The 12,915-nt window shown below is 39.7% G+C and carries 12 protein-coding genes; 9 read left to right on the top strand and 3 right to left on the bottom strand.

The window, feature by feature from the left end; genetic code table 11:
* Positions 1 to 20 precede the first annotated feature (20 nt).
* The 6 genes from K7G93_RS09175 to araD all read left to right on the top strand — a co-directional run bounded on the left by K7G93_RS09175 (position 21) and on the right by araD (position 5,792).
* Positions 21 to 1,130 carry an ABC transporter substrate-binding protein gene (locus tag K7G93_RS09175; RefSeq protein WP_115323403.1) on the top strand — a complete coding sequence of 370 codons (1,110 nt, stop codon included), beginning with the start codon at positions 21 to 23 and terminating at the stop codon, positions 1,128 to 1,130.
* Positions 1,131 to 1,193: 63 nt separating this feature from the next.
* The gene (locus tag K7G93_RS09170) at positions 1,194 to 2,081 is read left to right on the top strand and encodes an SMP-30/gluconolactonase/LRE family protein (RefSeq protein ID WP_191135226.1); all 888 of its coding nucleotides are present in this window, start codon (positions 1,194 to 1,196) and stop codon (positions 2,079 to 2,081) included.
* A gap of 9 nt (positions 2,082 to 2,090) precedes the next feature.
* On the top strand, positions 2,091 to 3,545 hold the full coding sequence (locus K7G93_RS09165) for an FGGY-family carbohydrate kinase (RefSeq protein WP_226690994.1): 1,455 nt from the start codon (positions 2,091 to 2,093) through the stop codon (positions 3,543 to 3,545).
* 21 nt (positions 3,546 to 3,566) lie between these two features.
* Positions 3,567 to 4,214: a 3-keto-L-gulonate-6-phosphate decarboxylase UlaD gene (locus K7G93_RS09160; protein WP_226690995.1), complete on the top strand. Its 648-nt coding sequence runs from the start codon at positions 3,567 to 3,569 to the stop codon at positions 4,212 to 4,214.
* Positions 4,215 to 4,242: 28 nt separating this feature from the next.
* Positions 4,243 to 5,103 (top strand): L-ribulose-5-phosphate 3-epimerase, encoded by an 861-nt coding sequence (locus K7G93_RS09155; protein ID WP_049214779.1) that lies wholly within the window; start codon positions 4,243 to 4,245, stop codon positions 5,101 to 5,103.
* Entirely contained in the window at positions 5,097 to 5,792 is a 696-nt protein-coding gene (gene araD / locus K7G93_RS09150; protein ID WP_115323398.1) for an L-ribulose-5-phosphate 4-epimerase, read from the top strand. The genes K7G93_RS09155 and araD overlap by 7 nt, the downstream gene beginning before the upstream one ends.
* A 49-nt stretch (positions 5,793 to 5,841) precedes the next feature.
* On the opposite strand, the gene K7G93_RS09145 is transcribed toward araD, so the two are convergent.
* Positions 5,842 to 6,657: a pyridoxal phosphatase gene (locus K7G93_RS09145; RefSeq protein ID WP_226690996.1), complete on the bottom strand. Its 816-nt coding sequence runs from the start codon at positions 6,655 to 6,657 to the stop codon at positions 5,842 to 5,844.
* Between the two features lie 173 nt (positions 6,658 to 6,830).
* On the opposite strand from K7G93_RS09145, the gene tkt reads away from it, so the two are divergent.
* From tkt to K7G93_RS09130, 3 genes are all read left to right on the top strand, one after another.
* The gene (gene tkt / locus K7G93_RS09140; RefSeq protein ID WP_228400334.1) at positions 6,831 to 8,837 is read left to right on the top strand and encodes a transketolase; all 2,007 of its coding nucleotides are present in this window, start codon (positions 6,831 to 6,833) and stop codon (positions 8,835 to 8,837) included.
* 342 nt (positions 8,838 to 9,179) lie between these two features.
* Positions 9,180 to 10,289: an aspartate-semialdehyde dehydrogenase gene (asd, locus tag K7G93_RS09135; RefSeq protein ID WP_224045887.1), complete on the top strand. Its 1,110-nt coding sequence runs from the start codon at positions 9,180 to 9,182 to the stop codon at positions 10,287 to 10,289.
* A gap of 179 nt (positions 10,290 to 10,468) precedes the next feature.
* Positions 10,469 to 11,422: an alpha/beta fold hydrolase gene (locus tag K7G93_RS09130; RefSeq protein WP_226690514.1), complete on the top strand. Its 954-nt coding sequence runs from the start codon at positions 10,469 to 10,471 to the stop codon at positions 11,420 to 11,422.
* Here the strand turns inward: K7G93_RS09130 and crcB are convergent.
* Together crcB and K7G93_RS09120 are read right to left on the bottom strand one after the other, a co-directional pair.
* Positions 11,400 to 11,783: a fluoride efflux transporter CrcB gene (gene crcB / locus K7G93_RS09125; RefSeq protein WP_115323393.1), complete on the bottom strand. Its 384-nt coding sequence runs from the start codon at positions 11,781 to 11,783 to the stop codon at positions 11,400 to 11,402. The two genes, K7G93_RS09130 and crcB, sit on opposite strands and share 23 nt — an antisense overlap.
* A gap of 25 nt (positions 11,784 to 11,808) precedes the next feature.
* Positions 11,809 to 12,627: a Cof-type HAD-IIB family hydrolase gene (locus tag K7G93_RS09120; RefSeq protein ID WP_226690512.1), complete on the bottom strand. Its 819-nt coding sequence runs from the start codon at positions 12,625 to 12,627 to the stop codon at positions 11,809 to 11,811.
* Between the last annotated feature and the right edge of the window lie 288 nt (positions 12,628 to 12,915).

Here is a 12,915-nt window from a genome sequence, read left to right as displayed (position 1 = left end):
CCATTGTAAGGAGAAACCTTATGAAACAGTCTTTTCATCGTAGTTTAAGCGTAGCAGCAGCTGTAGTCGCTCTCTCTTTTGCCAGCAATGCTATTGCAAATGACCCATTTGTTGCTGAAGCTAAACAACAAGTTGCTGCGGCAACTGCTCAACAAACGACTTGGGATGGACCAACAACTGGTCCAAAATTACAACAAGGAAAAAACATTATTTTCATTGCTTCTGATATGAAAAATGGTGGTGTATTAGGTGTCATTGATGGTATGAAAGAAGCAACTAACGTAGCAGGTTGGAAACTGGATGTACTTGATGGTGCAGGATCAGTGAATAATCAACTTTCTGCTTTAAACCAAGCAATTGCCCGTAAACCTGATGCCATTGTCATTGGTGGTTGGAATCCAAATGTGGCAAAAATCCCACTCAGCAAGGCAAATAAAAATGGCATTACACTGGTAGCATGGCACGCCACACCAGAGCCAGGTCCAATCGATAAATATAATATTTTTTATAATGTTACTTCTGATTCTGACCAAATTGCTAAACTTTCTGCCCAACTTGCCGTTGCAAACTCAGACGGAAAAGCAAAAGTAGTCATTCTCACCGACTCACTATACGAAATTGCGTTACGTAAAGCGAATGTGATGAAAGAAGTTATTGAGCAATGTAAAGAATGTCAGGTGTTAGAGTTTATTGATACTCCACTTGCAGATACCTCAAGTCGTATGCCGAGCTTAACTTTTAGCTTGTTACAAAAATATGGCGATAACTTGCAATATACACTTGCTATTAACGATCTCTATTTTGACTTTATGGCGCCATCCCTACGTTCTGCAAACAAAGGGGAAATGCCATACAACATTTCCGCCGGTGATGGCTCAGTTACTGCCTATCAACGTATTCGCACTAACAACCATCAATTTGCCACTGTACCAGAGCCGTTGAATTTACATGGTTGGCAATTAGTTGATGAGCTCAATCGTGCCTTTGCTAAAGAAAAACCTTCGGGCTATATCACACCAGCTCACTTAGTAATCAAGGACAATGTGGCATTTGATGGAGGGGATAAGAACCTTTACGACCCACAAAATGGTTACAAAGAAGCCTATAAAGCGATTTGGGATGTGAAGTAATCAATCATGGCGGTCGTGAGAATCTGTAAAAAAACGACCGCACTTTCCTAATGAGGAGAGCATATGTTATCAGCCAAAATTGAAGTGTATGACCCACGTTTTTACCAATTAGTTGGTGCTGACGCTAAATTAGAAGAATTGTTTGATAAGGCAATTTGGGCAGAAGGTCCTGTCTGGTTAGAAAAACAACAAGCTGTCATATTTAGTGATGTCAAAGGCAATACAATGTATCGTTGGACAGCAAAACAAGGGACCCAAATATTCCGCCAACCATCACAATTTGCCAATGGTAATGCAGTAGATGCTGTAGGCAATCTGATTACCTGTGAACACGGCCGTCGAGCTATTAGCTTAACGGATCATGTGGGTAATATTCGTATATTAGTCGATAAACTAGAAGGTAAACGACTCAATTCACCTAACGATGTGGTTGTGAAATCTGATGGAACGATCTGGTTCACAGATCCACCTTATGGTATTTTAAGTGATGCAGAGGGCAAAAAATCGCCTAGCGAAATTATTGGCTGTTATGTGTATTGTTATGATCCCAAAACTGACGACATTCATATCGCGACCTTCAATGTCATGCGACCAAATGGCTTAGCTTTCTGTGCAAATGAAACCAAACTAGTGGTAGCAGATATGTCGGCAGTCGAGTTTGCAAAAACGGGCTTACACCATCTTGTAGTATTTGATGTTGTCGATAACCAGTTACACAACCGCACCTCCATCGCCGCTATTTCGCCAGGTATTCCTGATGGCTTCTGTATTGATCAAAATAATGTGATTTATTGTAGCTGTGAAACAGGATTACTGATTTTATTACTTGATGGAACGCTTTTAGGACGAGTTTTACTGGATAAAACCACTTCTAACTGCACCTTTGGTGCAGATCAAAAAACCCTGTTTATTACAGCAACCAATAGTCTGTATCGTTTAACTTTTAACTGAGGATAGACTATGAATTATTACTTAGGCATAGACTGTGGTGGGACCTTTATCAAAGCAGCACTCTTTAATACGGCTGGGGAAATGTTGAGTTGTGTGCGTGAAAATGTCAATGTGATTAGCGAACAGGCAGGTTATGCCGAACGTGATATGCATGAATTATGGCAAGTTTGCGCAAACGTGATTCGCCAAACCATCGAGAATAGTCAGATTTCACCTAGCCATATCAAAGGAGTAGGTATTTCTGCACAAGGTAAAGGTGCATTTTTACTTGATCAGCAAAACAAACCGCTTGGTCATGCCATTTTATCTTCCGATCAACGTGCACTAGACATCGTTAAACAATGGCAACAAGAGGGTATCCCAGAAAAACTTTATCCAATCACGCGACAAACTTTATGGACAGGTCACCCTGTTTCGATTTTACGCTGGGTCAAAGATAATCAACCAGAACGTTATCAACAAATTGGCTCAGTGTTAATGTCACATGACTATTTACGCTACTGCTTAACAGGAAAACTCTTTTGTGAAGAAACAAATATTTCCGAATCTAATTTATACAACATGGTCACAGGGCAATATGACCCTGTACTGGCTGACTTATTAGGCTTATCGGGCATCATCGATAAATTACCACCTATCATTGCAGCTAATCAAATTGCGGGCTATATCACACCAGAAGCTGCCGCCTTAACAGGATTATGTGTTGGTACCGCTGTGGTTGGTGGCTTATTTGATGTTGTGTCAACTGCCCTTTGTGCGGATCTAGATGATGAAACCAAACTGAATGCTGTATTGGGCACTTGGTCTGTAGTCAGCGGAATCACTGATCATATCGACGATAGCCAAACCCTGCCTTTTGTATATGGGCGCTATGCACAATCCGAAAAATTGATTATTCATGAGGCCAGCCCAACTTCGGCAGGGAATTTAGAATGGTTTGTGAAACAGTGGCACCTTGATTATCAACAAATTAATCAACTTGTTAGCGAGCTCGAGCCAGCTGCCAGCTCAGTTTTATTTGTCCCATTTTTGTATGGTTCAAACGCTGGATTAGGGATGCAAGCGGGTTTCTATGGTCTGCAAGCACATCATACACAAGCTCATTTATTGCAAGCAATTTATGAGGGCGTGTTGTTTAGTTTAATGCATCATCTCAATCGTATGTTACAACGCTTTCCAGCAGCGACATTACTACGTGTCACAGGTGGTCCAACAAAATCTAAAATCTGGCTACAAATGCTTGCTGACTTCACAGGAATGAAACTCGACGTACCGCAAATTGAAGAAACAGGCTGTCTTGGTGCTGCATTAATGGCAATGCAAGGCACAGGCGAGTCAACCACTGATGTTTTCCAAGCACAAACAATGTTCAGTGTTGAACCTAATCCTATTTATTTCACAGCTTATCAACAGAAATATCAACGTTATCAACAACTAACTGAAGCGTTAAAAGCAATGATTTAATGATTATTTTATGAGGAAAAAATGACAAAACCACTTATCCAACTCGCACTCGATGCAACAGATTTAGACAGCGCACTTGTCACTGCCAAGCAAGCGGCTGATTCAGTTGATATTATTGAAGTTGGCACGATCCTTGCTTTTGCAGAAGGTATGCGAGCAGTACGTACGTTACGTGCGCTCCACCCAGAACATATTTTAGTTTGTGACATGAAAACAACAGATGCTGGCGCTATTCTAGCTGAAATGGCATTCAATGCAGGTGCCGACTGGCTAACAGTTTCTGCTGCTGCTCATATTGCAACAATTGAGAGCTGTAAAAAAATAGCAGATCGTTTCCAAAAAGAAATTCAAATTGAAATCTATGGCAATTGGACATTTAACGATGCACAAGCTTGGGTCAATTTAGGCATTACTCAAGCCATTTATCACCGTGCACGCGATGCTGAAGCCGCAGGTAAAGGTTGGACAGAAGATGACTTAGTAACGATGAAAAAGTTATCAGGAATGGGCTTAGCTCTGTCAATCACGGGCGGTATTGTGCCTGAAGATATCCATTTATTTAAAGATATTAATGCGAAGGCGTTTATTGCAGGACGTGCTTTTACAGGTGAAAAAGGCAAACTTACTGCAGAACAAGTGCGGTCAGAAATCGATAAATATTGGTCCTAATATTACGCAGATAAACAGGGAGTATATTGTGAGAACACATAAAATCGGTATTTATGAGAAAGCATTGCCTAAGCACCTCAGCTGGCAAGATCGCTTATCTATTGCAAAAGCATGTGGTTTCGATTTTGTCGAAATCTCAATTGATGAAACAGATGAACGCTTAGCACGTTTAGATTGGAGTAAAGCCGAACGCATTGAATTAGTCACTGCGATTATTTCAACAGGGATTACAATTCCATCCATGTGCTTATCAGGTCATCGTCGTTTTCCATTTGGCAGTCGAGATGAAATCACTCGGAAAAAAGCCTATGAAATTATGGAAAAAGCCATTCAACTTGCTGTTGATCTTGGCATTCGGACTATTCAATTGGCTGGTTATGATGTGTACTATGAAGAACAAGATGAAGGTACAATCCAACGTTTCCAACAGGGATTAGAATGGGCGGTTGCTCTTGCTGCGAGCCATCAAGTTACTATTGCTGTTGAAATTATGGATACACAATTTATCAGCTCAATTAGTCGTTGGAAAAAATGGGACGATATGATTCGTTCACCATGGTTCACGGTTTATCCAGATTTAGGTAATCTTTCTGCTTGGAATGACAATGTGAGCGAAGAACTCAAATTAGGTATCGACAAAATCTCGGCGATCCACTTAAAAGATACGTATAAAGTAACAGCCACTTGTAAAGGGCAATTCCGAGATGTGCCATTTGGTGAGGGTTGTGTAGATTTTGTACAATGTTTCCGTACTCTGGCAGAATTAAATTATCGCGGTGCATTTCTGATCGAAATGTGGACAGAGAAAGCGGAAGAACCAATTACTGAAATTATTAATGCGCGCCGTTGGATTGAACAAAAAATGAAAGAAGGTGGTTTTCCATGTTAGAACAATTAAAGCAAAAAGTATTTGAAGCAAATTTAGCGCTCCCAAAACACCATTTAGTGACATTTACTTGGGGGAATGTCAGTGGTATCGATCGTGAAAAAAATCTAGTCGTGATTAAACCGTCTGGTGTGGAATATGAGGTAATGACACCTGAAGATATGGTCGTGGTCGATTTATTCACAGGTCAGGTAGTAGAGGGAACTAAAAAACCGTCCTCTGATACAGCAACTCATTTAGAACTTTACCGTGAATTTCCAACACTTGGCGGTATCGTTCATACCCACTCACGCCATGCTACGATTTGGGCACAAGCTGGCGAAGATTTAATTGCAGCGGGTACAACCCACGCAGATTATTTCTATGGTTCTATCCCTTGTACACGCAAAATGACAGCTGAGGAAATTCAAGGTGACTATGAACTTGAAACAGGTAAAGTAATCGTCGAAACATTCCGTGTACGTGGCATTAATCCTAAAGACGTACCAGCCGTATTAGTCCATTCACATGGTCCTTTTGCATGGGGAAATGACCCAGACAATGCCGTACACAATGCCGTTGTTTTAGAGGAGATTGGCTATATGAACTTATTTAGCCGCCAACTTCGTCCTAATTTATCTTCAATGCAACAAGAGTTGCTTGACAAGCATTATTTACGTAAACATGGTAAGAATGCTTATTACGGACAATAAATAGCATACAAGTGCTAAAGCAAATTGCTTTAGCACTAAATCTGATGTATCAGTCAAGAATAGAGTCTAATACAGACGCAATACCTGCTTCATCATGACTTAAAGTGACTAAGTGTGCTTGCTGTTTAACTTCAGCCTCTGCATTCCCCATTGCAACACCTAACCCGACTGAGTTAAGCATAGAAATATCGTTATGATTATCTCCAAAAGCAACAACAAATTGAGGATCAATTTGCCATGAGCGCAACAGCTCCAGTAATCTTGCACCTTTCGTATTACCACCATTTGCGATATCAACACGATCAATCCACGACCATTCACAGCTAAATCCTGCTGGCGATAAATGATCAACAGCCATTTGCATTAATGCACGATCAGGATGACTAATGACAAATTTCCAAATTGTTTCCTGTTCATTTAATAAGCTATTAAAGTCAGAAACTTGACGTAGTTTTGGGCGTACATGAGGAGGACAACTTTGCACCCACTCAGAAAACTTACGCATATGTGCATTCATTACGGAGTAATTCATCGCATCACGCGAATACATTAATAAATGCAGATGATGCTTATCTGCTAGTTGAATGACTTGTCGTGCTTGCTCTAAAGAGAGTGGATTTGCTGTAAGTACTGCATCAGTTTGCGGTTGATAAACATAGGTACCGTTACAACAAATCATAGGGGTGGTTAAATTTAACTCATGATAATAAGGATAGGCGGCAGTGTGATGTCGTCCTGTGACTAAAATGACCTTTAAACCTTTATCAATACAACGTTGAATTGCGATTTTACTCGACGTTAGAATTTGTCCTTGGCTATTGAGTAACGTGCCATCAAGATCAAAAGCAATGACTTGGTATTTCATCTTTTTTCCTGTGTTGAACATTATTTACTCATCACAGTATAGAGCCTTTCAATTCAAAAAGGAACGCCCACTCCCTCCTCGCATACACAAAACAAATTCATTATCCTTTATAGGCAAAATAGAGTAAAATACGGTCCAAATTTAAGTCTTAATTCACTTAGGAGTAAATCATTATGGCAACACGTAAAGAACTGGCAAATGCAATCCGTTTTCTGAGCATGGATGCGGTCCAAAAAGCAAAATCAGGTCACCCAGGTGCCCCGATGGGGATGGCAGATATTGCAGAAGTATTATGGCGTGATTTTTTAAAACATAATCCAACTAACCCAAGCTGGGTTGACCGTGACCGTTTCATTCTGTCCAATGGGCATGGCTCTATGTTGATTTATAGTCTTTTGCATTTAACAGGCTATGACTTGTCTATCGATGACCTAAAACAATTCCGTCAATTACATTCTAAAACACCAGGTCACCCAGAATACGGCTATGCCCCTGGCGTTGAAACTACGACAGGGCCGTTAGGACAAGGTATCACTAATGCCGTAGGTTTTGCTCTGGCTGAAAAAACCCTTGCTCACCAATTTAACCGTCCAGGTCATGAGATTGTTGACCATTATACTTATGTCTTCTTGGGTGATGGTTGCTTAATGGAAGGGATTTCCCATGAGGCGTGCTCTCTAGCGGGTACATTGGGCTTAGGTAAATTAATTGCCTTTTATGATGATAATAATATCTCCATTGATGGTCATGTTGATGGCTGGTTCACAGATGATACACAAAAACGTTTTGAAGCCTATGGTTGGCATGTGATTCCTGCAATTGATGGGCATAATTCAGCACAAATCATTGATGCAGTAAAACAAGCACAAGCAGAAAAAGACAAACCGACTTTAATTATTTGTAAAACGATTATTGGTTTTGGCTCACCAAATAAAGCGAACTCACATGACAGTCATGGTGCACCATTAGGTGATGAAGAAATTGCTTTAACTCGTCAGGCATTAAATTGGTCACATGCACCGTTTGATATTCCCGCTGATATTTATGCGCAGTGGGATGCTAAAGACAAAGGGAATGTTGCACAGAAAGCTTGGGAAGAAAAATTTGCGGCTTATGAAAAAGCTTATCCTGAATTAGCGGCTGAGTTTACACGTCGTGTTAATGCTGAATTGCCTGCAAATTGGGCCGCAGAATCACAAGCATTTATTGAACAACTCCAAGCTAATCCAGCCAATATTGCTAGCCGTAAAGCCTCACAAAATGCTATTGAAGCTTATGCAAAATTATTACCTGAGTTTTTAGGTGGCTCAGCGGACTTAGCCAGCTCTAACTTAACCTTATGGTCTGGCTCAAAACCAATTCGTGCAGTTGAAAATGCAGATGGTAACTATGTTAACTATGGTGTACGTGAATTTGGTATGTCGGCCATTATGAACGGCATTGCTTTACATGGTGGTTTTATTCCTTATGGCGCGACTTTCTTAATGTTTATGGAGTATGCACACAATGCGGTGCGTATGGCGGCATTAATGAAACAACGTTCATTATTTGTGTATACGCATGATTCAATTGGTTTAGGTGAAGATGGTCCAACCCATCAACCAGTTGAACAAACCACTACATTACGTTTAATTCCAAATCTTGAGACATGGCGTCCTTGTGACCAAGTGGAATCTGCGGTGGCATGGAAAGCGGCGGTTGAACGTAAAGAGGGACCGAGTGCACTTATCTTTACTCGTCAAAATCTTGCTCAAATGACACGTAATGCAGAGCAATTAGCCAATGTTGCCCGTGGTGGTTATGTGTTACGTCACTGCTGTGAAAAACAAAGCTGTCCTGATTTAATTCTTATTGCGACAGGTTCGGAAGTAGAGCTTGCGATGAAGGCGGCTGAGGTATTAGATGCGGAAGGGGTGAAAGTCCGTGTGGTCTCGATGCCAAGTACTAATGTGTTTGATAAACAAGATGCGGCGTATCGTGAGAGCGTATTACCAAGTAATGTGACGAAACGTGTAGCGATTGAAGCGGGGATTTCGGACTTCTGGTATAAATATGTAGGCTTTGAAGGTCGTGTTGTGGGGATGAATAGTTTTGGTGAATCAGCCCCTGCTGACCAATTGTTTAAGCTCTTTGGTTTTACTGTTGAAAATGTTGTCGCTAAAGCAAAAGAGATTTTGTAATCAGTTCGATATTAACACTACACTATATTGGGCAACCTTGATTGGTTGCCCTTATTTATTCATTTTGATCGCTATCCTTGTCTTATCCAGTTCATATTCATCTAACAGAATGAAGCCTGAACCTCACTAAAATTTACACAAAACCGACCGCACATTTATATATTGCATCGGCATCAATTTTAATATAAAGCAAAAAGTTAGATAATCTATGATTAAAAAGGCAAAACACATTAACTTTTGTTGCTTTTTAAACAAAAATACTTGCTTTTATCTAAGCTATCTTGTAATTAATTAACTTTATTCAAACACAATATCATTCACTTTTAATATAAGGAAAATTTTATGCAAAACGTTGGTTTTATCGGTTGGCGTGGGATGGTGGGATCCGTATTAATGGATCGTATGCAACAAGAAAATGATTTCGCGAATATCAATCCTGTCTTTTTTACGACCTCTCAAGCAGGTCAAAAAGCCCCTGTTTTTGCAGGTAAAGAGGCGGGTGAGTTAAAAAACGCATTTGATATCAATGAACTACAAAAATTGGATATTATCGTTACTTGCCAAGGCGGTGACTATACTAACGAAGTTTATCCAAAACTACGTGCTACTGGCTGGAACGGTTATTGGATTGATGCAGCCTCTGCATTACGTATGGAAAAAGAGGCGATTATCGTCCTTGACCCAGTGAACCAAAACGTGATTAGCGAAGGTTTAAAAAACGGGATTAAAACGTACGTTGGCGGTAACTGTACAGTAAGTTTAATGTTGATGGCATTAGGTGGCTTATTTGAACGAGATTTAGTGGAATGGGTTTCCGTTGCGACCTACCAAGCGGCTAGTGGCGCAGGTGCTAAAAATATGCGCGAATTGCTCGTCCAAATGGGACAACTAGAAGACAGTGTTAAAGCCGATCTCGATAACCCAGCCTCTTCCATTCTAGATATCGAACGTCAAGTGACCGCAAAAATGCGTGGTGATTTACCTATTGATAATTTCGGTGCACCATTAGCAGGCAGCTTAATTCCTTGGATCGATAAATTATGGGAAGATGGACAGACTAAAGAGGAATGGAAAGGCTATGCCGAAACCAACAAAATTCTTGGCTTAGATCACAATCCTATTCCTGTAGATGGTTTATGTGTGCGTATTGGGGCACTACGCTGCCATAGCCAAGCCTTTACTATCAAAATGAAAAAAGACTTGCCACTTGACGAAATTGAGCAAATTTTAGCAAGCCACAATGAATGGGTGAAAGTCATCCCGAATGATAAAGAAACGACTTTATGTGAGCTGACACCAACAAAAGTCACAGGTACGCTTTCTGTGCCAGTCGGTCGTTTACGTAAACTTAAAATGGGTCCTGAGTATTTAGCTGCCTTCACTGTAGGAGATCAATTATTATGGGGAGCAGCAGAACCACTTCGCCGTATTTTAAAACAATTAGTCGCTTAATTGTTCAACTTTAGCGACTCAACAACGTGTGGTCAGTTTACAAACTTGTTTGAAATTGACCGCACTTCTGCCCTCAACATCACTCATCGCATTACAGAAACACAATTATTTTCAATCAGTACAATGATGAAATATGCTATGATTAATCCGTTTTTAGTTTTGATTTAGAGTAGATTATGATTCAGCGCGAACCCCACTTCACTCATTTTGCTTTAGCAGAACTGCATCCTTTTGCCGCACAATTTCCATTGCAAGATGTAAAGGGAAAGAAGGGAATACGTATTACTTACCGCCATTTTGTCCAAGATCAGCCTACTGAACGTAGATTAGTGATTTTAGTCAATGGGCGTGCGGAGAACTTATTGAAATGGACAGAACTTGCTTATGATTTTTACCAACAAGGTTATGATGTCTTAGTATTTGATCATCGTGGACAAGGCTACTCACAGCGTCTATTAAAAGATCATGACAAAGGCTATATCGATGAGTTTCGTTTTTATGCGGATGATATAGCGTTGTTACTAGAAAAAATCACTTCACTGTATCATTATCAAAGCCAACATATTTTAGCTCACTCTCTAGGTGCATTAATCAGCACTTACTACCTTGCTAACTACGATCATCAAGTAAAAAGTGCGGTCTTTTCTGCGCCATTTTATGGTATTCCACTACAACATTCATTGCGCGATGAATTGATTATTAATTTAATGATGTTATTTGGACAAGGCTCACGCTATGTATTTGGTAAGGGCAAGTACAAACCTGCTGATTTGGATAAAAACGATCTGAGTTGCTGTCGTACTAGAATGAAATGGATGAATCGTATTAATCGTCGTCATCCACATATTCATTTAGGCGGACCGACTTTTCGTTGGGTACATTTATGCTTTAATGCAATTAAAAAATTACCAACTATCTTGCCTCGGATTGAAATTCCTGTGCTGATTTTACAATCAGAAAGAGAAAAAATTGTAGATAACCAAAATCTGCAAAAATTGACTGACCTGTTGCCTCAAGGGCAACTTGTTCAGATCGAACATAGTAAGCATGAGATTTTATTTGAGCGCGATCCGATTCGAGATTTAGCATTAGCAAAAATTCAGCAGTTTTTTACTGAAAATAACGCCAAATAAACACGCCTAATGTAGTAAAAAGTAGACAACCAATGATATGCAATGATGCAATAGTGATGCCCTCTAGCCACTTATGTTGAATCAGATTTTCAATTATTTCTGCGCTAAATGCCGAAAATGTCGTTAAACTGCCTAAAAAACCTGTCACAAAAAACAAACGCCATTCCGCTGCAAAAGGGGAAGAATGCCAAAATATGGCTAGTACTATCCCCATAATTAAACAACCAATATAATTCGCAACTAATGTGCCAAAAGACAAAAAAGTAAAAAATGGATTGAGCAATAACGTCAATCCATAACGAGACATTGCGCCAAGAGAGGCACCACAGCTAATTAAGAGTAAATTCGCTAGCAAACTCATATTATGAACAATAAATGAAATTTAATTATGTAATATTAAATAGTGTGCGAATATAATTTGCTACCGATTCTTGTGCATTTAAACCAATCACTTCTAAATCTGGACAGGCAGCTTTTAAACGCGGATCCGCATTCCCCATCACACACCCTTTTCCTACTTGGGTTAACATTTGTACGTCATTCATACCATCACCAAAAGCAATACATTGTTGCATCCCATAATCACGATTGGCTAATACCTGCTCTAATGCACTGGCTTTTGATACATTTTGGTTCATCACTTCTAAACAAACAGGAGTTGAATAAGTAATGCTAGTACTATCCCCATATGCGGTCTTGAGATGGGTTTCGATCTGGACTAAATCCTGAGGTTCACGCCCAATAAAAAACACTTTTTCTGTGGCTCGTCCATGATGTTGAGCAAAATCCACTACTTCATACATAAAACCAGAATCCTGATGGTATTTACGTAGCTGAGGCACGTCGATGTTAATAAACCAATCATCCCCTTGATATGAGTTGACACATACACGTGTACGATCAAAAGATAAGTTCATAATCTCAAATGCAGTCAATTCAGGAATGTAATTACGGACTAACAAATTACCTTGTAAATCCTGTGCTCTTGCGCCATTTGAGGTAATCATCACCGCATTTTCAATGTTGATTTTTTTTAAGATTGGGAGCAAATCTGTATGATTACGACCTGTTGCTAACATAATATCCACGCCTTTAGCAGCCAGTTTTTGTAATGTCTCAATAGTGAAATCACCAACCACATGATTGGTATTAAGCAACGTACCATCTAAATCAGATACAATGGCACGAAAAGGCAATTTTTGCATAGTCTATCTCTATCTTCTTATCGAAAAATTCTCGCTATGATAGCACAGCCAAGGGAGTGTCGCTAAGAAATGAATAAATTAGACAAGAGCACAATAAACGAAAACGTTTTCATATTTTTTATAATTTTGTTAAAAAAATTGTTTGCGTGAAAAAAAAAATATGATATGAATATAAAACACACAACAACATACTACTATTTGGACATAAAATGATGGCATTACGCCCTGTGATCAACATTATTATTAACCTCGTGGTGATTATTATCACTGCGGGGCGAGTGTGTTAAT

It is taken from the genome of Pasteurella canis (assembly GCF_020810675.1).
Lineage (GTDB): Bacteria > Pseudomonadota > Gammaproteobacteria > Enterobacterales > Pasteurellaceae > Pasteurella > Pasteurella canis.
This window is presented reverse-complemented; position numbering and strand designations above follow the sequence as displayed.

Excerpts from the sequence above, each read along its gene's own strand:
- araD (WP_115323398.1), top strand. The coding sequence starts at position 5,097 with ATGTTAGAACAATTAAAGCAAAAAGTATTTGAAGCAAATTTAGCGCTC.
- K7G93_RS09165 (WP_226690994.1), top strand. The coding sequence starts at position 2,091 with ATGAATTATTACTTAGGCATAGACTGTGGTGGGACCTTTATCAAAGCA.
- crcB (WP_115323393.1), bottom strand. The coding sequence starts at position 11,783 with ATGAGTTTGCTAGCGAATTTACTCTTAATTAGCTGTGGTGCCTCTCTT.
- K7G93_RS09160 (WP_226690995.1), top strand. The coding sequence starts at position 3,567 with ATGACAAAACCACTTATCCAACTCGCACTCGATGCAACAGATTTAGAC.
- K7G93_RS09175 (WP_115323403.1), top strand. The coding sequence starts at position 21 with ATGAAACAGTCTTTTCATCGTAGTTTAAGCGTAGCAGCAGCTGTAGTC.
- K7G93_RS09120 (WP_226690512.1), bottom strand. The coding sequence starts at position 12,627 with ATGCAAAAATTGCCTTTTCGTGCCATTGTATCTGATTTAGATGGTACG.
- K7G93_RS09170 (WP_191135226.1), top strand. The coding sequence starts at position 1,194 with ATGTTATCAGCCAAAATTGAAGTGTATGACCCACGTTTTTACCAATTA.
- asd (WP_224045887.1), top strand. The coding sequence starts at position 9,180 with ATGCAAAACGTTGGTTTTATCGGTTGGCGTGGGATGGTGGGATCCGTA.
- tkt (WP_228400334.1), top strand. The coding sequence starts at position 6,831 with ATGGCAACACGTAAAGAACTGGCAAATGCAATCCGTTTTCTGAGCATG.
- K7G93_RS09145 (WP_226690996.1), bottom strand. The coding sequence starts at position 6,657 with ATGAAATACCAAGTCATTGCTTTTGATCTTGATGGCACGTTACTCAAT.